The 19,213-nt window shown below is 53.4% G+C and carries 17 protein-coding genes and 1 tRNA gene; 15 read left to right on the top strand and 3 right to left on the bottom strand.

Going from position 1 to position 19,213, the window contains the following annotated elements; genetic code table 11:
* Window positions 1-18 precede the first annotated feature (18 nt).
* The 7 genes from AC4FIC_RS02920 to AC4FIC_RS02950 all read left to right on the top strand — a co-directional run bounded on the left by AC4FIC_RS02920 (window position 19) and on the right by AC4FIC_RS02950 (window position 7,114).
* Window positions 19-1,677 carry a DUF1501 domain-containing protein gene (locus AC4FIC_RS02920; RefSeq protein ID WP_476194740.1) on the top strand — a complete coding sequence of 553 codons (1,659 nt, stop codon included), beginning with the start codon at window positions 19-21 and terminating at the stop codon, window positions 1,675-1,677.
* A gap of 128 nt (window positions 1,678-1,805) precedes the next feature.
* The gene (locus AC4FIC_RS02925; protein WP_193437339.1) at window positions 1,806-2,012 is read left to right on the top strand and encodes a DUF4266 domain-containing protein; all 207 of its coding nucleotides are present in this window, start codon (window positions 1,806-1,808) and stop codon (window positions 2,010-2,012) included.
* Between the two features lie 13 nt (window positions 2,013-2,025).
* Window positions 2,026-3,285, top strand: a complete 1,260-nt coding sequence (locus AC4FIC_RS02930) for a DUF3570 domain-containing protein (RefSeq protein WP_476194741.1) — start codon at window positions 2,026-2,028, stop codon at window positions 3,283-3,285.
* On the top strand, window positions 3,285-4,205 hold the full coding sequence (locus AC4FIC_RS02935; protein WP_490359375.1) for an FAD:protein FMN transferase: 921 nt from the start codon (window positions 3,285-3,287) through the stop codon (window positions 4,203-4,205). Before AC4FIC_RS02930 ends, AC4FIC_RS02935 begins: the two co-directional genes overlap by 1 nt.
* Window positions 4,205-5,920 (top strand): protein-disulfide reductase DsbD family protein, encoded by a 1,716-nt coding sequence (locus tag AC4FIC_RS02940; RefSeq protein WP_287438170.1) that lies wholly within the window; start codon window positions 4,205-4,207, stop codon window positions 5,918-5,920. The genes AC4FIC_RS02935 and AC4FIC_RS02940 overlap by 1 nt, the downstream gene beginning before the upstream one ends.
* 263 nt (window positions 5,921-6,183) lie before the next feature.
* Window positions 6,184-6,696: a 3'-5' exonuclease family protein gene (locus AC4FIC_RS02945; protein WP_227003644.1), complete on the top strand. Its 513-nt coding sequence runs from the start codon at window positions 6,184-6,186 to the stop codon at window positions 6,694-6,696.
* Between the two features lie 118 nt (window positions 6,697-6,814).
* Window positions 6,815-7,114: a BolA family protein gene (locus tag AC4FIC_RS02950; protein WP_100257181.1), complete on the top strand. Its 300-nt coding sequence runs from the start codon at window positions 6,815-6,817 to the stop codon at window positions 7,112-7,114.
* Between the two features lie 4 nt (window positions 7,115-7,118).
* Here AC4FIC_RS02950 and AC4FIC_RS02955 read toward each other — a convergent pair whose 3' ends face one another.
* Complete coding sequence (locus tag AC4FIC_RS02955; protein WP_100257180.1) at window positions 7,119-7,661, bottom strand: YecA/YgfB family protein; 543 nt, start codon at window positions 7,659-7,661, stop codon at window positions 7,119-7,121.
* 119 nt (window positions 7,662-7,780) lie between these two features.
* On the opposite strand from AC4FIC_RS02955, the gene AC4FIC_RS02960 reads away from it, so the two are divergent.
* Window positions 7,781-7,856, top strand: a tRNA-Arg gene (locus AC4FIC_RS02960).
* Between the two features lie 50 nt (window positions 7,857-7,906).
* Window positions 7,907-8,659 (top strand): S-methyl-5'-thioinosine phosphorylase, encoded by a 753-nt coding sequence (locus AC4FIC_RS02965; protein WP_100257179.1) that lies wholly within the window; start codon window positions 7,907-7,909, stop codon window positions 8,657-8,659.
* A gap of 71 nt (window positions 8,660-8,730) precedes the next feature.
* Here AC4FIC_RS02965 and AC4FIC_RS02970 read toward each other — a convergent pair whose 3' ends face one another.
* The gene (locus AC4FIC_RS02970; RefSeq protein WP_287419933.1) at window positions 8,731-9,567 is read right to left on the bottom strand and encodes a CsiV family protein; all 837 of its coding nucleotides are present in this window, start codon (window positions 9,565-9,567) and stop codon (window positions 8,731-8,733) included.
* Window positions 9,568-9,584: 17 nt separating this feature from the next.
* Window positions 9,585-13,034 carry a transcription-repair coupling factor gene (mfd, locus tag AC4FIC_RS02975; RefSeq protein ID WP_100257177.1) on the bottom strand — a complete coding sequence of 1,150 codons (3,450 nt, stop codon included), beginning with the start codon at window positions 13,032-13,034 and terminating at the stop codon, window positions 9,585-9,587.
* 348 nt (window positions 13,035-13,382) lie between these two features.
* Between mfd and AC4FIC_RS02980 the strand changes: the two genes are divergently transcribed.
* The 6 genes from AC4FIC_RS02980 to nqrF are packed head-to-tail and all read left to right on the top strand — an operon-like array spanning window position 13,383 to window position 19,208.
* Window positions 13,383-14,720: a Na(+)-translocating NADH-quinone reductase subunit A gene (locus AC4FIC_RS02980; protein WP_100257176.1), complete on the top strand. Its 1,338-nt coding sequence runs from the start codon at window positions 13,383-13,385 to the stop codon at window positions 14,718-14,720.
* Window positions 14,721-14,722: 2 nt separating this feature from the next.
* Window positions 14,723-15,925: an NADH:ubiquinone reductase (Na(+)-transporting) subunit B gene (locus tag AC4FIC_RS02985; RefSeq protein WP_100257175.1), complete on the top strand. Its 1,203-nt coding sequence runs from the start codon at window positions 14,723-14,725 to the stop codon at window positions 15,923-15,925.
* On the top strand, window positions 15,918-16,691 hold the full coding sequence (locus AC4FIC_RS02990; RefSeq protein ID WP_100257174.1) for a Na(+)-translocating NADH-quinone reductase subunit C: 774 nt from the start codon (window positions 15,918-15,920) through the stop codon (window positions 16,689-16,691). Before AC4FIC_RS02985 ends, AC4FIC_RS02990 begins: the two co-directional genes overlap by 8 nt.
* A 1-nt stretch (window position 16,692) precedes the next feature.
* On the top strand, window positions 16,693-17,352 hold the full coding sequence (locus AC4FIC_RS02995) for an NADH:ubiquinone reductase (Na(+)-transporting) subunit D (RefSeq protein ID WP_100257173.1): 660 nt from the start codon (window positions 16,693-16,695) through the stop codon (window positions 17,350-17,352).
* Window positions 17,353-17,961, top strand: a complete 609-nt coding sequence (gene nqrE / locus AC4FIC_RS03000; protein WP_273285820.1) for an NADH:ubiquinone reductase (Na(+)-transporting) subunit E — start codon at window positions 17,353-17,355, stop codon at window positions 17,959-17,961. It abuts the gene before it with no gap.
* A 20-nt stretch (window positions 17,962-17,981) separates the two neighbouring features.
* Window positions 17,982-19,208, top strand: coding sequence for an NADH:ubiquinone reductase (Na(+)-transporting) subunit F (nqrF, locus tag AC4FIC_RS03005; RefSeq protein WP_100257171.1), 1,227 nt, complete (start codon window positions 17,982-17,984; stop codon window positions 19,206-19,208).
* Window positions 19,209-19,213 lie beyond the last annotated feature (5 nt).

Consider the following 19,213-nt stretch of genomic DNA (forward strand, 5'->3'; position numbering starts at 1 on the left):
TCGACAGGAGATTTGACCATGAATCGCAGAACCTTTCTTAAAAATGCCAGTGCCTCCGGCATGGTGCTGATGGCACCGTTGTCCCTGTCCTTGTCATCCACGGCATCAGCGGCGACCGACCTAAGTCCGGTCGGGCAATACTTCGTCTTTGCCCATCTGGGCGGTGGTTGGGAACCGACCACCTTCTGCAACCCGCACGGCAATAAGCTGCGCTCGACGGTGGGTGTGGAGCTGGGTAAGCAAGCCAGTCAGGTGCGCAATGCCGGCAGTCCGGTCAATCGGTTTCCCGCCTCAGCCATTCGCCGGGCCCAAGATATCTATGCCGGCACCAGCAGCATCGATGCTGATCTGAAGTATGCCCCCTATTTGGGGACCTTCAATCAGGCCGGCGCCGCTGGCGAACTGGATGATGACAGCGCCAATCAGGGCTTAACCAGCGTGCATATTCAACAGATACTCAGTGGCGAGCTAGTCGCCGACCTGTTGACCGCGGCGCCCAGTGCCGGTTTTAGTTGGCAAGGCACCAAGACGGTGGCGCAAATCAGTGTTAATGCTAGGGCTATTATCGAAGGCACGGTGACCACCATCGAATTGGGCGCGATCGCGACCGATGAGTTGGTCGATCGCAACCTAGCGCTAAACGGCACCCAGATGGCGGCCAATCTCTTCGTTTACGATGCCTTTGTCTGTTTGCACGCCGATCAGTTGCGCGTGCTCAATGGCGTCGACAATCGCACCAACTCGCACGATACCGGCACCATGTATGCCGATACCGGCAGCATGAGTGCCGGTTATCCCGACTTCAGCGCGCTCTATGCAGCGGTGCAGGGTGCCGACCGGCCTCTGGCCTGGATGACCGATGGCCGGGGCAACGACGAACCGGCCGGGCTGGTGGCCCGCTCTGCCGCGGCCGATGCCAATTTCTTTGGCATCTTGGGCAATCCGACCAACGATATGGTCGAGCCCTTCGCCAACGCGCTCGATATTGCCCAGACCAAACGCAGCCAACTCCAGGCCAGCCAGGAAAATCTCCCGCTGCGGTCCCAGTACCGCAGCCAACTCTATTTGGTGCGGGATCAAGGCCTTGAATTTGCCGGTGTTGCGGCGCAAATATCCGATCCGGTCGCGGGTTCACCGGCCGACCTTATTCGCCTCGCCGCTGGTGGCAGTGGCACCCGCAACCATATGCGCATCGGTGCGGCCGGTTTTTCCACCGGCATGGCCTCGTCGATGCAGGTTGGCTTTGGCGGTTTTGATACCCATGGCGATCACGACAACAGTCATTATCCGCGTATTCGCACCGTACTGAGCGATTTGCACTATCTGTTTCAAGCGCTCGAGGTCTATGGCGTGCGGCAGCAAACAACGGTGGTTGTGGGGTCGGATTTTGGCCGTACGCCCTGGTATAACGACGGCGATGGCAAGGATCATTGGGCCGTAACCAGCTATATGTTGCTTGGCAATGGCGTTGCCGGTGGCACGGCGGTCAATGCCACCAATGGTCTGATCGAGGCGTTAAACGTCGATCCGGTAAGCATGACGCCGGTGGCCAGTGGCGGCGTTAAGATGACCGCCACCCATTTGCATGCCGAAATGCGCAAGCTGGCGCTGATCGATAGCCATCCTTTCGCCTTACGCTTTCCGCTCGAGGCTGAAGAAATTCCGATCTTCGGCTAGAGCGTGACTAAACTTTAGGGGCCGGTGCCACCTCTGTGTTCGGTTGAGGCGGCCTATGCAAATAGGGCGCGAGGCGAGGGGTCTAACTTGCCAAAATATTTAATAGATTAGAAGTGAACCCTATGATTATGAAAAGCGCAGTTTTAGTGTTGAGTTTGCTGATCTTGAGCGGTTGCAGCACCGTCAGTCCTTGGCAACGGGGCACCCTGGCAAAACCTGAAATGCGGTGGTCGCCCGATGTGCTTGAGAGCACCCTAGACGGCCATATCTATTTTGCCAAAGAAGCCTCGTCCGGCGGCGGTTCTGCCGCGGGCGGCGGCTGTGGATGTAATTAACGCAGGATTGCCCATGAACCAGAAGCTAAAGTTATTGGCCCAGAGTGCCTTCGCCATTCCCGGCATGATTGCGACAGCCCATGCGGCCGGGCCGGCGGCCACGGAAGCCGCCTATCGTTATTCATATTACAGCGAAGATGATAGCCCCGCGGCTCGCGATGATTCCGGTGGCGCCCAGGATCGTTACAAAATTCAGGTACATCAGTTCCATCTGCTCACGCCGCTGACCGATAAACTTGCACTGACCGTCGAAGGCAGCTACGAGACCATGGCCGGTGCATCGCCGGTATACACCTATGTCCCGGCCGGAGAAGACACGGTCTACACGCATTTTTCCGGCGCCTCCCAGGAGCAGCGCTACGACCTAAACGTGAGTGGCCGAGTCTATGGTTCGACCTCGGATCTGGGCGTTGGCGCCTATGTGTCGGTGGAGCGGGATTATCTGGCCGTGAGTGGCTCAGTTGATGGCAGTATTGCCTTGAACGATCAGATGACCACGGTCAGCGGTGGGGTCAGCGGCGGTTATGATCTGATTGAGCCGACCTCCGCCTATGAAGCCGGGTCCACGGCTCAAGCGGCCAATGAACCAGCGCGCTTTGGCGCCAGCGGCCAGAGCAAGTGGCAGGTGTCGGTATTCGAGGGCGTGGGCCAGATTATCGATATGAACACCGCTGTACAGGCCAACCTGGCCTTTACCTATAAGAACGGCTACCTATCCGACCCCTACAGAGACTGTCCGCACGCCGAAAACGTACCCTGTGATATTCGCCCTTCGACCCGTGCGATCGGCATCCTGGGCCTGGGCCTGCGCAAATTCCTGCCCAGTCTCAATGGTGCGCTGCACGCCGATTACCGACTCTTTGTCGATACCTGGGACGTTGCCTCCCATACCGTTGACGTCGATTATTATCAGAACTGGGCGCCTAACTGGCGCCTCTTTACGGCGAACGATATTAAATTTCAATTGAGCCCAGGCATACGCTATTACCTGCAAAGCAGTGGTTACTTTTATGAGGTGCCAGATCTCAACGACAGTATCGGCGGCCAAGTCTATAACACCGATACCAGCCGGTATTACTCCAGCGATCCCCGTTTGGCGCAATACGGAGCCATCGCCTTAAAAACTCGCCTGCGCGTCGATTTTCGCCAGTTTAGTTGGGTCGGTGCCCTGGAACGCTATGTCGCCAATCCGGAATTTGGCTTTAACTCGAGCGAAATCCCCGGCTTACCCACCTTTTGGCGCTTCACCACGGGACTGGATTACCGCTTTTAATGACGCCGGTACTACTCAAACGGCGCTTTAAGGCTATGGGCGGGCCATGCGAATTGAACCTATGGCTCGATCCGGGAGAGCCGGTGGCCAATCAAGCCCTGTTTTCCCAGCTGGAATCCGAACTTGGTCGCTTGGAAGCCAAGTACAGCCGTTTTCAATCGCACAGCCTGCTGTCCCAAATCAACCGCGGTGAATGGAACAATCGGGCGTTGGACGCCGAAACCTGTGGGTTATTAAACTATATCGATCACTGCTTTGAACTGAGTTGTAAACTTTTTGACCCGACTGTCGGCATTTTGCGGCGAGTGTGGGATTATAGTCGGTCTGAGTTGCCCGACCCGGTGGCCTTAGGCCGCTTAATGCCATCGATTGGCTGGCCTAAGCTGGCGTGGACCGGCCACCATTTGCACCTGTTGCCGGGCATGGAACTTGATTTCGGCGGCGTGGTAAAAGAGTTTGCCGTCGATCGGTTGGTGGTAATACTCAAACAACAGGGCGTCTCTGGCCTGGTGAATTTAGCGGGCGATATCGGTACCAGTGCTCTGCAGCCCGGCGACCGACCTTGGCAGGTTGCCATGCGCCATCCGCGCCACACCCAGACCGCCCTGGCCACGCTCGATTTGGCGATCGGCGGCTTGGCCGGCAGCGGCGACTATGAGCGCTTTATCACGGTTGCGGGGCGACGTTATAGCCATTTGTTGCGGCCTGATACCGGTTTTCCGCCGGTTGATGGCTTGGCAGCTATCACGGTGTTAGCCGACAGTTGCTTAATGGCGGGCAGCGTTGCAACCATTGCGATGTTGGCCGGTCCTACCCTGGCCGAGCAAACCGTGCAGGCATGGCTTGATGAGATAAACATACCCTATTTGGCGGTCGATCAGACGCTGAATGTCTTTGGTTCTATTAAGGTGAACGGTTAATGAAAAGACTTGGACTGGTGTTGCTGTTTTTTGTTATGAACAGCGTTTGGGCAGGAGATTTTTTAGCCGTCGATGACGCGTTTAGTGTGTCGGTGGTCGGGGATGGCACAGAGCTGGTCGTGCATGTTGATATTGCCGATGGCTATTATCTCTATCAGGATCGCTATAACCTAATTCCTCAGGATGGCGCTGCGCTGTCCGACGGCCTATTCAGTGATAATGCCAAGGTTAAATACGATCCCAACTTTGATGAAGACATGACGGTTTTCTATCATAGCTTAGACGTTCGCCATCAAATCTTATCGGATCAAGGGCATATTCTGTTGGTCTATCAGGGCTGCGCCGATGCCGGTCTGTGTTATCCACCGCAGAAGCGGCTCTTTTCGCTCAGCGGCGAACCGATAAGGGTCGCACGCTCCGTGCCGTCCTTAGACTTGGATGTCGGCTCCGGTGATGCGGTCGAGCTATCGAGCCCGGTCATTACAGCCAATACCTCGAGCAGCGTGCCCATGTCTGGCCTGACTGTGCTCAGCGCGCTAATCTTTGCGTTAATCGGCGGTCTTATTCTCAATCTAATGCCCTGTGTGTTTCCGGTCCTGTCCTTAAAGGCCATGCATATGGCGCAATTTGGACAAGACTCTGCGCACACGCGCAACCATGGTCTGGCTTACACCGCTGGGGTGGTGATCAGTTTTATCGCGGTTGCGGGTCTGTTGCTGTTGATTCGGTATTTTGGTGAATGGGTCGGCTGGGGTTTTCAGTTGCAATCGCCGTTTTTCGTCGCCTTCTTAGTGTTGTTGTTCTTTGGCATGGCCTTGACCATGACCGGTTATATTGAAGTTGGCCAGAATCTAATGGGCGTGGGGCAGGGGCTAACCGAAAAATCAGGCTTGACCGGCTCCTTTTTTACCGGGGTATTGGCCACCGTGGTCGCCACCCCCTGTACGGCACCCTTTATGGGCTCGGCTATTGGCTTTGCTTTGCTGCAGCCGGCCTATGTCAGCCTATTGATCTTTGCGGCCATGGGCCTGGGTTTGGCGTTGCCAATTCTAGCGATCAGCTATGTGCCCGCCTTAGTGAAGAGGATGCCCAAACCCGGTGCCTGGATGGATCAATTTCGCCAGTTGATGGCATTCCCGCTCTATGCCACCGCGCTCTGGCTGCTCTGGGTGTTGGTTGAATTGCAAGGCTCGAACGCCCTATTGAAGGTGGGCCTGGGCTTGATTTTGTTCAGTTTGGCGATTTGGCCTGCTCTGACCGTGTTGCCGGGCCAAGCGCGGGGCAAGATCTGGTTCAAGCGTTTGACCCGCCTGTTGTTACTGGTGACCGCGCTCTCGATGATCCTGGATCAGCGCCGTAGCGTCGATATCTGGCAAGACTATTCCGCCGCTCTGGTCAGTCAATCCTTGGCCGAGGGTAAGAGTGTGTTTGTCGATGTGACCGCGGCCTGGTGCATTACCTGCAAAGCCAATGAACGCGTAGCACTGTCGGGTAAGCGCTTTGAACGCTTGGTCCGTGATAACGAGATAGTCTTGATTCGAGCCGATTGGACCAATCCATCGCCAGCGGTTGATGCACTGATTGCCGGTTTTAATCGAGATGGCGTGCCGCTCTATGCCTTTTACTCGCAGGGTGATCCGGTAGCGCAGATCTTACCGCAGTTGTTGACCTATGGTCTGGTCGAGGAACTGTTTTCATCGGCAGCGCTTAAATAGCCTTAATTGCCGTCCATCGCGGGCCCGCCGGCCCGCTCATAGCCCACCTCCGTAGTCTTGAACACACCGTTTCGGCCTAATCGAGTAACCTTATTGAGGTAGATTTGAGCAACCGCTCTGCCAACAGCAGAGGTGGGTCGGTTTTGCCCCAATCTTCAGTTACACTGTACCCCTGACCGGTAGGGTGGCAGGTTTTTTAACTATAGTGCCGTACTGTTTGACCGTAATACCGGTCCAACTTTTTTCATATTAGGGTTTTTATTTTGGATCGACTTTACACACCGGCCATCCTGGATATTGAAGCATCGGGTTTTGGCAAGGGCAGCTACCCCATTGAAATTGGTGTTGCCGCGGAGACAGGCGAGGTTCATTCCTGGCTGGTGTTACCGCAACCGGACTGGACCCATTGGCGTGAAGAGGCGGCCAGCCTGCATCTGATTTCCAGGGAAGAATTGCTCTCAGATGGGGTGGCACCGACCACTATCGCGAACGAATTGAACGCGCTCTTTGAAGGCCAAACCCTCTATAGCGACGGCTGGGGATTTGATTCGGGCTGGTTGAGTCTGTTGTTCTATGTCGCCCGAAAAACCATGCTCTTTCGCTTGGACACCCTGCCCAAAATAATGTCCGACGATCAGTTGGCGCAATGGGATGAAACCAAAGCGCAACTGCGCCAGAGCAACGAATGGGTGCATCATCGGGCGGGTATAGATGCGCGTTTACTGCAGTTGACCTACAAAAAAACTGCCATAGATGAGCAACTGCGTAAGGCCTGAAGGCTCAGCCGGGACGTAGATAGCCGCATCTGTTGAGGGCTGAGTGTTATCCACTAGTCTCAATCGAATAGGCAATCGCCACAGCGGTTGCCAGATACTACCTTGAAGGGTCGCAAGCATGTCTATTCAAAACCAAATCGAACAAAAACTAGCCGCCTTCGCACCGACCTTTGTCACCGTGGAAAATGAGAGTCACAAACACTCGGTACCAGCCAACAGCGAAACCCATTTCAAGGTGGTGCTGGTCAGCGAGCAATTCGCATCAATCCGCCGGGTTGCGCGCCATCAACAGGTCTACCAGGCGCTCAGTGCTGAATTGGCAGGGCCAGTGCATGCCCTGGCCCTGCATCTCTATACGGCCACCGAGTGGGCCGGACAAGCGCCGGCATCACCCGATTGTCTGGGTGGCGGACGCTAAAGCCCTAAGACGGGGCGTGGAAGAGCAGATAGATATCGGTTAACAGCTCAGGGATGTCGTTGAACATCTGGGTCAATAACTCAGGCTGGCTGTAGAGTTTTTGGAAGTCCGGTTCATCCACAAAGAAGCCTGAAGCGGTCTCAATGGGTAGTAGCAACATCGCTAACTGCTCCTCTTCCTCATGTTGCCAAGCTTCGGGTCGCTCAAAGACCACTTCCATAAAGCCCTGACACCAGGCCTCCATATCGGACTCTTCATAGTCCAGGGTTGGTTCAAAGGTGACCGAGAGGTTAGAGTCCGAATAGAGCTCATCACCGATCTGCTTGTAGAGATCACTGCAGCCCTGGGCAAAGGCCTGTGCCTCGCTCTCCGGCAAATCAGTCAGTGGCTGATCGATGGCCGATTGCAACCACTCATCTGAAAGCGGTTCACTGCACAGGAAGAGGGCGGTTAAAAAGCCATGCAGGCCGTGGAAATCGAAACAATCTTCTGAGCGCTGCTCAGAATCCAGCCAATCGGCTATCTGATCTATATCTAAAGGAGTCATAGGTTTTTCAAACTGGAAAAAAACACAGTATATCGTTAAATTGGACCGTTGCCGAAATTCATTCTGCAAACAGACTGTTAATCGATCGCGGCGCTCGTTACAATCGCGCTCTATTTTTTGTCTCCTTGGCACAGCGGATAGCGCGGCTCCCTCCTAAGGAGCAGGTCAGAGGTTCGAATCCTCTAGGGGACACCATTTCTATAGACTGTTGGGTCGTGTCTTAGCGGCCAACTTTGAGAGGTTATATGTCCGGTACATTGGCGATCATCGGCGGCACAGGTTTAACAGAACTGCCCGGCCTGACCATTTCTGCGGCGCATGACATTCAGACGCCCTTCGGTGCACCCTCAGCGCCGGTATTGGAAGGCGAGCTCAATGGCTTGCGGGTGCTGTTTATCGCGCGCCACGGCCACCCGCACAAAATTCCACCGCACCAAGTGAATTATCGGGCTAACCTATGGGCCTTGCAGAAGCTTTACGCGACCGATGTCATTGCCGTCAATGCGGTTGGTGGGATCTCGAAAAACATGAAACCGGGTACTTTGATTTCCCCGGCGCAGATCATCGACTATAGCTTTGGGCGTGAATCGACCATCTTTGATGGCGAATTTGCCCCGCTATCCCATATCGACTTCAGCTTCCCCTACACCGAGACATTGCGTGCCGAGTTAGTCCGATCGGCAGCCAAGGTCGACCAAAAGGTGATTAATGGCGGCGTCTATGGGGTGTCGCAAGGCCCTCGGCTTGAAACGGCCGCGGAAATCTTCCGTATGGAGCGCGATGGCTGCGATATAGTGGGTATGACCGGCATGCCCGAAGCCTGCTTAGCGCGCGAACTCAAGCTCAACTTTGCGAGCCTGGGCCTAGTCGTCAATTCCGCGGCGGGCAAGGGTGCCAGCGCCATCACGCTCAAGGATATTGACGATCATCTGTCCGCCGGTATGCAGCGGGTGCGGCTTATACTCAGTCAGTTAGTGGTCGATTTCTATCAAAGCTAGCCAAGCAAGAATAAAAAAAAGCAGCCTTGGCTGCTTTTTTTTGGTCCGAACCTAGGGGCTAGGGCGCGGCCTTACTGGATTTTAATCGGGGTGATCAGGATCAATAGGCCAAACTCGGGGTTGTCTAAATAATGGATTTCCTTGCTGCGCATGCGGCGGTTCTCGCTCAGTTGAACATCTCGTACGGAGATGAAAAATTGACCGGACTCATTACCGGCCTGGCCATTGGGCAGTAGGTCCGCACTGACCAGGGGTATTCCGGCCAGGCTATTGATCACTGGTCCGCTGCCGTCGCTGCTTTCGACCAGATTGAACGGATCGGTGCTTTCTATGTAATCGATCAGGTGTAGATCGGTACTCAGGTGCAGGTAGCGCTCAACATAGAGGGTGATATAGCCTTGTAACTCAAATTGACGGCCAAAGCGTTCACCGCCATCAATACGGATCGGAATGACCTGGTCGCGACCGGGTACCGGTTGATTCCAAGCTTGATGAAAGAGAATCTCATAGCGCGAATCGCGCGCAATTTTGTTACGCGCGCCAAGCAATTGCTGTTCGGCCTCCGTCAGGGCCATAAACGAAGCCAAGCGCTCAACCGCAACCGGCTCGTTCAGGTCAATAATCGCGTCGGCGGGGGTGTCCTCGATCAGGTCGATCAGATCGATCTCGTCGACGCTGTCGGTGGGCACGTCGGACAAGACTTCCAGTTCAATAAAGGCGGATGGCTGCTGAATATCTGCAAAAACGGGCCACAATTCAGGATTGTCGGTATCGATTGGCGGATTCTTGAAGATCAAGACCTCCACTTGAAACCAACGCTCCGGCTCAGCGCTTGCGGTGCTGTCTTCAGCATAACTAAAGGGGAGCGTAAACAGTAAGAACAGGGCAATACTAAGGGGAAGCTTCATCAAACGTCTCGTAACACTCATTGGGTAATTTTAGCCAGAATCTGCTCTATAGTGGCAAATCGCTGATCGGCTGTCTCGGTTTCGATTGTAAATTTCAATTGGGTACCCTTGGCCAGGCCATAACGATGGGGTTCGGCCTGGACCAATTGCACGATCTTAATCGGGTCGACGACGGTTTTGCGACCAAAGTCGATCGTGCCGAAGCGGTTATTCATATCCACCCGATCAATGCCCAAGGTTTCCAATGAAATGCGCAGCACCGTCTGTTGGCAGAGGTTTTTAACTTGGTCGGGCAACAAGCCAAAGCGATCGATCATTTCGACCTGTAGCTCGCGCATGTCGGCGGTGTTTTTAACGCTGGCGATGCGTTTATACATCGACAGTCGAGAATTGATATCGAAGATATAAGCCTCTGGGATGAGTGCCGGGATGCGTAAGTTGACCTCCGGCCCCTGTTTGTCGATGTCGTCCAGAGACAGATGCTCGCCTTTTTTAAGCGCGGTAACCGCCTTGTTGAGCAGCTCCAGATAGAGCGAGAAACCGATGCCCTCGATGTGGCCACTCTGTTCTTCGCCGAGCAATTCCCCGGCGCCGCGGATTTCCAGATCGTGGGTGGCGAGCGTAAAGCCAGCACCGAGATGTTGCGATTCAGCAATCGCTTCGAGCCGTTTTTGGGCGTCGCGCTTTAGGGCTTTCCAAGGTGGCGTCAGCAAATAAGCATAGGCCTGATGATGCGACCGGCCGACCCGGCCGCGCAACTGATGCAGTTGGGCCAAGCCAAACTTGTCGGCGCGTTCGATGATGATGGTATTGGCACTGGGTACGTCGATGCCCGTTTCGATAATAGTCGTGCAGAGCAGGACATTGAACCGTTTATGATAGAAGTCGCTCATGATGCGTTCCAGCTGCCGTTCCGGCATCTGGCCGTGTGCGGCCACGATGCGCGCCTCGGGCACCAGTTCTTGTAGGTACTGCGCCATCTTATTGATGGTGCTGACCTCATTGTGCAGCATATAGACTTGCCCGCCGCGCAAGATCTCGCGCAAAATTGCTTCTTTAACCAGGGCATCGTCCTTTTCGCGCACGAAGGTTTTTACCGACAGCCGGCGCGCCGGTGGCGTGGCGATAATACTCAGATCGCGCACTCCGGACATCGACATATTCATTGACCGCGGTATCGGCGTGGCTGTTAGGGCCAATATATCGACATTTGCACGCAGCGCCTTAATGGTTTCCTTTTGGGTGACTCCGAAGCGATGCTCTTCATCGATAATCAATAGGCCCAGTTGCTTCAGTTTGATCGATTTTTGCAGCAGCTTGTGAGTGCCGATGACGATATCGACCTTACCGTCGGCCAGGCCGTCGATAACCAATTTGGTTTGCTTAGCGCTGTTGAATCGGCTTAGAACCTCTATGCGGAAAGGCCAGTCGGCAAAGCGATCCTGGAAACTTTCAAAATGCTGTTGCGCCAGTAGGGTGGTGGGTACCAGGATGGCGACCTGTTTACCATTGTTGGCGGCGACAAAGGCCGCGCGCATGGCTACTTCGGTTTTACCGAAGCCGACATCGCCACACACCAACCGGTCCATGGGTCGAGCCTGTTTCATATCTTGCAGGACCATTTCGATGACCGAGGCCTGATCGTCGGTTTCTTCAAAGCCAAAACCGGCGGAAAACTGTTGATACTCGATATCATCGAGAGTGAAGCCAAAACCGCTTTGGGCCGCCCGGCGGGCGTATATTTCGAGCAGCTCAACGGCGGTGTCACGGATCTTCTCGGCCGCCTTGCGCTTTGTCTTGACCCAATGGTCATTACCGAGCCGGTGCAGCGGTGCAAAATCGGCATCGGCACCGGAATAACGGCTGATCAGATGCAAGCTGGCGACTGGCACATAGAGCTTGGCGGCTTGGGCATATTCCAGGGTCAGGAACTCCTGAACTTGGCCGTCCATTTCCAGCGTTTCAAGTCCTCGATAGCGGCCGATACCGTGATCCAAATGCACCACTGGGGTACCCGGATGTAGCTCGGTTAGGCTCTTGATGATCTGTTCATTGTTATCTGTTAGCGTCTTCTTGCGTCGCCGCCGCTGCGAGACATACTCGCCAAACAGCTGTGCTTCGCTGATCAGGGTGATCTTGGGGTCAATCAGAGTCAGGCCACTGGATATCGGCGCAATGCTAACACCGATTTGGATGGCGCTATCGCCGAGAAAGGCACTAATGGAATCGCAATCGGTAGGTCGCACCCGAATGCGGCCGAGCAACTCGCGCAAGGCCTCGCGCCGGCCGGCCGATTCGGCACAAAACAGCACACGATGTTCGGTTTCTTGCAAGAAACACTCGAGTTTACTCAGGGGCTCTTGCGCGCGATGGTCGATCGGATAGTTTTCCGGTGCCAAAATGGCTTGATTGTAGCGGCCTTGCTGGTCTGCTGAGGCATGGCGAGCCAAGATTAGGCGTGGAAAGTGCCCCAGATGGGCAAACAACTGTTCTTTCGGCAAAAACAGTTCGTTTGGTGTCAGGATGGGGTTGCGAACATCGTGCCGACGATTTTCATAGCGGCTTTCGATGTCGAGCCAATACCGTTCAAAGGTCGCGGTCAGGGTTGCGGAGCTGGCGATCAGCGTGCCCTCGGGCAGGTAATCGAACAGGGTTGAGGTTTCTTCGTAAAATAATGGCAGGTAATATTCGATGCCGGGACTTGGGATGCCATTGCTGACATCTCGGTAGATGGCATTCTTGCTGAAGTCGGTATCGAATCGGGCGCGAAAATTCTGCCGAAACATATTGATCCCGGCCTCGCTCATCGGCACCTCACGGCCCGGCAATAACTGGATCTCATCGACCTTTTCGGCGCTGCGCTGGGTGTCTGGGTCAAACCAGCGAATCGACTCTATTTCATCATCAAACAATTCGATTCGGACCGGCAATTTGGAACCCATCGGGAAAACGTCCAGCAAGGAGCCCCGCACAGTGAACTCGCCGTGCTCAAAAACGGTATCAGAGGCACGATACCCGGACTTTTCGAGCTGACGACGCTGTTGGTCCAAATTGAGCGACTGGCCGACACGCCAAGCAAAACTGCCGCCTTGAATCGCCGAGTAGGGCGCCAGGCGGTGCACGGTATTAGCTGCGGTCGACAAAACGATAGCTTTGGGTCGACTGGCCAGTAGGTTTAAGACCCGCAAGCGCTCCGAGATAATGTCTTCATGGGGCGAGAAGTTGTCAAAGGGCAGGGTTTCCCAGTCGGGAAAGGTCAAGATGTCCCAGTCGCGCTCCTGATGATAGGCCTCCAGATCCGTAATCAGGGCCTCGAGCTCGGATGGGGAGTCGACAATACACAACAGCGTCTGTTGGTGTTGTTCCATGATCTCCCCAAGTGCGAAAGCAATGGCGCTGCCACTGAGATTAGCAATTTCGCGAATATCGCCAGTTTTGGTCGGTAACTGAAATGTTAAGTAAGTCATTTTAGGAGGCTTTTAGGGTCATCAGAACGAATCGAAGGCGAATCCTAGCCAAATTCTTCCTGAGGTGCGAGTTTTCTACTGAATTTGCCCACATTCTTGAAGGCATCGCACTGATAAACGATCAAAATAAGAGTAACTGTGCCATAAATGACGAGTATCTAGGCATTTCACCTGTAGCCTTCTAAAGGCTGGATCACTATACTAGTCGTCGAATTTTGGGGGGCTGTGCTGCGCTTTGCAACGATGCAAGAGCAGATCGCCTGAAACAAATTTGACAGCAACAGTTCCCGAACAGGGCTACATAGCACTGTTTATGGGTGATCTGAGCAAGTCAGCGGATAAAATAATATGATAACCATCAAAAAAGGACTCAACCTACCGATCTCCGGCGCACCGCGCCAGGAAATCTCGGAAGGTCGTTCAGTGCGTTCCGTGGCCCTAGTCGGCTATGACTATCATGGCATGAAGCCAACGATGTTGGTCCGTGAAGGCGATTCGGTTAAGAAAGGCCAAGCCGTTTTTTCTGATAAGAAAAATCCCGGGGTGCTTTTTACCGCACCCGCTTCGGGCGTCGTTGCGAAAATAAACCGGGGTGCCCGTCGGGTGTTCCAGTCAATCGTGATCGATGTTCAGGGTGACGAGCAGGTTAGCTTCAAACAATACAGCGCTGCTGAGCTGGTGGCTTTGCCGGTCGCTGATCTGGTGGGTCAATTGGTTGAATCCGGTCTGTGGACCGCCTTTCGTACCCGTCCTTATTCCAAGGCCCCGGCAATAGACGCGCAACCGTCGGCGATCTTTGTGCAGGCGATGGATACCAATCCCTTAGCCGTTGATCCGGTCGTGGTCATCGCGGAGCAGAGCGAAGCGTTCGCGCTTGGTTTGACGCTGCTGACGAAGCTAACAGCGGGCAAGGTTTGGCTCTGTAAGGCCGCCGGTGCCAAGATACCTAGCGCTGAGGGTGTCACCGTTGAAGAGTTTAGCGGCGTTCACCCAGCCGGAAATCCCGGCACTCATATCCATTTTCTGGCACCGGTGTCGGTCAAAAGAACGGTTTGGACCATTGGTTATCAAGATGTGATCGCTATCGCCAAACTGTTCTCAACCGGACAACTCGATACCAGTCGAGTGATTGCCATCGCCGGTCCCCAGGTAAAAGAACCTCGCCTGATTCGGACCCTGCTCGGCGCTTCCCTGGCGGAATTAGCTCAAGACGAACTCAAGCCCGGCGAAAACCGCCTGATTTCCGGTTCTGTCTTCGGCGGTCACGCCGGCTTGTCGGTCACCGAGTTCCTCGGTCGTTACCACACTCAGCTGAGTGTCTTGGAAAATGACTATTCTCGTCCGATGGTCCATTTCTTGCGGCTTGGTACCCATATGTATTCGGTCAAGAATACCTATGTGTCGAGTTTGTTCAAAAACAAACTCTTCGATTTCACCACGTCGACCAACGGTTCCGAGCGCAGTATGTTGCCGATTGGTCAGTATGAGAAAATCATGCCGTTGGACATTTTACCGACTCAATTGTTGCGCGCCTTAGTTTGCGGCGACCTGGAGTCGGCCGAGCAATTGGGCGTTTTAGAATTGGATGAAGACGATCTGGCTCTGTGTACGTATGTATGCGCAGGCAAATACGAATACGGTCCAATCCTTCGGGATACCTTGACTAAAATAGAGCTGGAGGGTTAATCATGGGACTTCGAGCTTATTTAGATAGAATCGAGCCTCAGTTTCACAAGGGCGGCAAATTAGCTCCCCTATATCCATTGTACGAGGCCATCGATACGGCACTGTACAAGGTCAATTCCATGACCAATACCACTTCGCATGTGCGCGATGGCATGGATCTTAAACGAATCATGATCATGGTTTGGTTGTTTGTTTTTCCGGCCATGTTCTGGGGCATGTGGAACCTGGGTTATCAGGCCAATACGGCTCTAGCCAGTGGTGCGGGAGTAATGCCGCAAGACTGGCATCAGGGTTTAATTCTGTTGCTATCGGGCAACGATCCGGCCAGCCTCTGGGATAATTTCTGGTACGGCGCGGTCTACTTCTTACCGATCTACATAACCACCTTTGCTGTGGGTATCTTTTGGGAAATTCTCTTTGCTTCGATCCGTGGCCACGAGGTGAACGAGGGTTTCTTTGTTACCTCGATTCTTTTTGCCCTGATCTGCCCACCGACCATACCCCTTTGGGCCGTTGCGCTGGGTATCAGTTTTGGCATCGTCGTCGGCAAAGAAGTATTTGGCGGCACGGGTAAGAACTTTCTCAACCCAGCTCTGACCGGTCGTGCGTTTCTCTACTTTGCCTATCCGGCCTCTATGTCCGGTGACGCAGTCTGGACTGCGGTCGACGGTTTTTCCGGTGCTACCGCACTGAGCATTGCCGCCGCCAATGGCCTGATCGATAACGCGTTAGGCGGTCTCACTTGGATGCAAGCGTTCCTGGGCATTCAACAGGGTTCGGTAGGCGAAGTTTCAACGCTGATGATCTTGCTCGGCGGTACCGTTCTGATGGTTATGGGCATTGTGCAGTGGCGGATCGTGTTTGGCGTTTTGGTCGGCATTATCGGCACCTCCCTGTTCTTTAATCTGATTGGCTCAGACACTAACCCGATGTTTAACTTGCCTTGGTATTGGCATTTTGTAATCGGCGGTGTAGCTTTCGGTACTATCTTTATGGCGACCGATCCGATTTCATCATCGATGACTAACGAAGGCAGAATTTGGTTTGGTGTCTTGGTCGGCCTGATGGCAATTATGATTCGTGTTGTCAATCCTGCCTATCCTGAGGGCATTATGTTGGCTATTTTGTTTGCCAATATTTTTGCGCCAACCATCGATTATTTCGTGACTCAACGAAACGTGAAGCGGAGACTCGCTCGTGGCTAAAAATAAAGACTCCATCCAATATGTATTCACCGTCGCCTTTGCCGTCTGCATGGTGTGTGCGATCGTGGTAGCAACATCAGCGGTGGTCTTGCGGCCGCTGCAAGTTGAGAATAAAGAGCTCGATCTGAAGCGCAACATTCTCGCGGCCGCCGGTCTTATGGAAGACGGCAAGACGGTTAAAGAGCTGTTTGCCTCCATCGAGACCCGTCTGGTGGACATCAGTGAAGGCCAGTTTTCGACTGACTTCGATGTCGACACCTTTGACTCAGTCAAGGCTGTATCCGATCCTGCGTTAACTGACGCGCTGGACAAGGTGACTGATATCGCCGACATCAAGCGGCGTGAAAAGTATGCCGAAGTCTATCTGGTGCGCGGTACAAACGGTGACATTGAAACAGTCGTGCTGCCCATTCGAGGCTACGGCCTGTGGTCTACCCTCTGGGGCTTTATTGCGCTTGAAAGCGACTTTAATACCGTCGCCGGTTTGGGCTTCTACTCCCATGCTGAAACGCCGGGTCTAGGCGGTGAAGTGGATAATCCGAAATGGAAGGCTCAGTGGCCTGGCAAGAAGATCCTCAATGAAACGGGCAATATGGCCATTGAAGTGACCAAGGGCGGGCAAGCGGATGCCGCTAGTCCTTACCAGGTTGACGGCCTATCGGGCGCTACCTTGACGACTCGTGGCGTCGACAACCTAGTGCAGTTCTGGCTCGGTGATAATGGCTTTAAACCATTCCTTGATCAGCTCAAAACAGGAGGGGCGTAAGATGTCCGATACTCGTAAGGTCCTGTTGTCCCCTATATTCGACAACAATCCAATTGCCCTGCAAATTTTAGGCATCTGTTCTGCACTTGCGGTGACCACTAGTTTGAAAGTAACCCTGGTGATGTGTATTGCACTAACTTTGGTTACGGCATTTTCAAACTTCTTTATCGCCTCGATTCGAAACTACATCCCGAGCAGCATTCGAATCATCGTTCAGATGACCATTATTGCGTCGCTGGTGATCGTGGTGGATCAGGTATTGAAAGCCTACGCCTATGATATTTCCAAGCAGCTATCGGTGTTTGTCGGTCTGATTATCACCAACTGCATCGTGATGGGGCGTGCTGAAGCCTTCGCGATGGCCAACCCACCGATTCCCAGCTTTTTAGACGGTATCGGCAATGGACTGGGCTACAGTGTGGTGCTGATATTTTTAGCCGCTATTCGTGAGTTGTTCGGCGCGGGTAAATTGTTGGGTTACAACATTCTGCCGCTGGTCAAAGACGACGGCTGGTATATTCCCAACGGACTGTTGTTACTGCCGCCCAGCGCGTTCTTCCTGATTGGTGGTTTTATCTGGCTCATCCGTACTCAACGCAAAGATCAGGTTGAAGCGGTGGATTATCGCTTAGCCAAGCAGAGCCATAAGGAGGCCGTGTAAATGGAAGGCTTAATCAGTTTATTTATCCGCGCGGTCTTTGTTGAAAACATGGCCCTCGCTTTTTTCCTAGGCATGTGTACCTTCTTGGCTCTGTCGAAAAAAATGTCCGCGGCCATCGGTCTGGGCATTGCCGTAATCGTGGTGCAAACCATCACGGTACCGGTCAACAATCTTCTGTTTACCTTTGTGCTGCGTGAAGGTGCTTTAGCTTGGGCCGGCTTTCCTGAAGCCAACCTAAGTTTCTTGGGCTATCTGAGCTATATCGGCGTGATCGCTGCGATAGTCCAGATTTTGGAGATGGTGTTAGATCGATTTTTTCCAGCCCTTTACAACGCTCTAGGCGTCTTCCTGCCGTTGATTACCGTTAACTGTGCCATCATGGGCGGGTCCCTGTTTATGGTCGAACGCGGTTACAACTTCAGTGAAAGCGTCGTCTACGGTATAGGCTCGGGTGCTGGTTGGGCATTGGCGATCATTGCATTGGCCGGTATTCGTGAAAAATTAAAGTACAGTGACGTTCCTGATGGACTGCGCGGACTGGGCATTACCTTTGTTACCGTCGGCTTAATGTCTTTAGGCTTTATGTCTTTTTCTGGTGTATCACTGTAAAAGCTGAGGGGAAGTAAGAGATGACTACAGAAATACTATTAGGCGTCGTTCTATTCACCGCGATTGTTTTTTTGTTGGTGGCCGTTATTTTAGCGGCACGTGCCAAACTTGTTAACAGTGGCGATGTGACCATCGATATCAACGATGCGGCGGATCGGAAATTAACCGTCGCCGCGGGCGGTAAACTGCTGCAGACCCTGTCGGCCAACGGTGTGTTCTTATCGTCGGCCTGTGGCGGTGGCGGAACCTGTGCACAATGTAAATGCATGGTGACCTCCGGCGGCGGCAGTGCCTTGCCAACGGAAGTCCCGCATTTCACCAAGGGTGAGTTGCGCGAAGGCTGGCGTCTGTCCTGCCAGGTCGCCGTTAAAGAAAACATGACCATTCAGGTCGACCCGGAAGTGTTTGGCGTGAAGAAATGGGAATGTACTGTAATGTCCAACCCCAACGTCGCCACCTTTATCAAGGAATTGACCCTCAAATTACCGGAAGGTGAAAGTGTTGATTTCCGCGCCGGCGGTTATGTTCAGCTCGAATGCCCACCCCATGAAGTATTCTATAAAGACTTTGAAGTCGATGAAGAATACCGCGCGGACTGGGATAAGTTTAACATCTGGCAGAATAGCTCTAAGGTGACTGAACCGGTGATTCGGGCCTATTCGATGGCCAACTATCCCGATGAAGTCGGCATCGTGAAATTTAATATTCGTATTGCGACGCCACCACCGGGCACCAGCCTTCCGGCCGGACAGATGTCTTCCTATACCTTTAGCCTCAAGGCAGGTGACAAGATTGACGTATACGGTCCCTTCGGTGAGTTTTTTGCTAAGGAAAGTGAAGCCGAAATGGTCTTTATCGGCGGCGGAGCTGGTATGGCGCCGATGCGCTCACATATCTTTGACCAACTCAAACGCATTGGCAGTAAGCGCAAGATAAGCTTCTGGTATGGCGCACGCTCAATGCGTGAGGCTTTCTACCAAGATGAATATGACATGCTTGCCGCTGAAAATGAGAATTTTGATTGGCATCTGGCGCTGTCTGATCCGATGCCAGAAGACAATTGGGACGGTTACACCGGTTTTATTCACAACGTTTTGTTTGAAAATTATCTCAAAAATCACGAAGCCCCCGAAGATTGTGAGTTCTACATGTGTGGCCCTCCGATGATGAATGCGGCGGTGATCAAAATGTTGGAAGATCTGGGTGTTGAGCGTGAAAATATCCTCTTGGATGACTTTGGTGGTTAAACCCT

This window comes from Reinekea sp. (genome assembly GCF_982785585.1).

What these genes read in the sequence shown, in the direction of transcription:
- AC4FIC_RS02965 (WP_100257179.1), top strand. Translation starts at nt 7,907, where the DNA reads ATGTCCGGTACATTGGCGATCATCGGCGGCACAGGTTTAACAGAACTG.
- AC4FIC_RS02935 (WP_490359375.1), top strand. Translation starts at nt 3,285, where the DNA reads ATGACGCCGGTACTACTCAAACGGCGCTTTAAGGCTATGGGCGGGCCA.
- nqrE (WP_273285820.1), top strand. Translation starts at nt 17,353, where the DNA reads ATGGAAGGCTTAATCAGTTTATTTATCCGCGCGGTCTTTGTTGAAAAC.
- AC4FIC_RS02985 (WP_100257175.1), top strand. Translation starts at nt 14,723, where the DNA reads ATGGGACTTCGAGCTTATTTAGATAGAATCGAGCCTCAGTTTCACAAG.
- AC4FIC_RS02970 (WP_287419933.1), bottom strand. Translation starts at nt 9,567, where the DNA reads ATGAAGCTTCCCCTTAGTATTGCCCTGTTCTTACTGTTTACGCTCCCC.
- AC4FIC_RS02940 (WP_287438170.1), top strand. Translation starts at nt 4,205, where the DNA reads ATGAAAAGACTTGGACTGGTGTTGCTGTTTTTTGTTATGAACAGCGTT.
- AC4FIC_RS02995 (WP_100257173.1), top strand. Translation starts at nt 16,693, where the DNA reads ATGTCCGATACTCGTAAGGTCCTGTTGTCCCCTATATTCGACAACAAT.
- AC4FIC_RS02955 (WP_100257180.1), bottom strand. Translation starts at nt 7,661, where the DNA reads ATGACTCCTTTAGATATAGATCAGATAGCCGATTGGCTGGATTCTGAG.
- AC4FIC_RS02930 (WP_476194741.1), top strand. Translation starts at nt 2,026, where the DNA reads ATGAACCAGAAGCTAAAGTTATTGGCCCAGAGTGCCTTCGCCATTCCC.
- AC4FIC_RS02920 (WP_476194740.1), top strand. Translation starts at nt 19, where the DNA reads ATGAATCGCAGAACCTTTCTTAAAAATGCCAGTGCCTCCGGCATGGTG.
- AC4FIC_RS02950 (WP_100257181.1), top strand. Translation starts at nt 6,815, where the DNA reads ATGTCTATTCAAAACCAAATCGAACAAAAACTAGCCGCCTTCGCACCG.
- AC4FIC_RS02980 (WP_100257176.1), top strand. Translation starts at nt 13,383, where the DNA reads ATGATAACCATCAAAAAAGGACTCAACCTACCGATCTCCGGCGCACCG.
- nqrF (WP_100257171.1), top strand. Translation starts at nt 17,982, where the DNA reads ATGACTACAGAAATACTATTAGGCGTCGTTCTATTCACCGCGATTGTT.
- AC4FIC_RS02925 (WP_193437339.1), top strand. Translation starts at nt 1,806, where the DNA reads ATGAAAAGCGCAGTTTTAGTGTTGAGTTTGCTGATCTTGAGCGGTTGC.
- mfd (WP_100257177.1), bottom strand. Translation starts at nt 13,034, where the DNA reads ATGACTTACTTAACATTTCAGTTACCGACCAAAACTGGCGATATTCGC.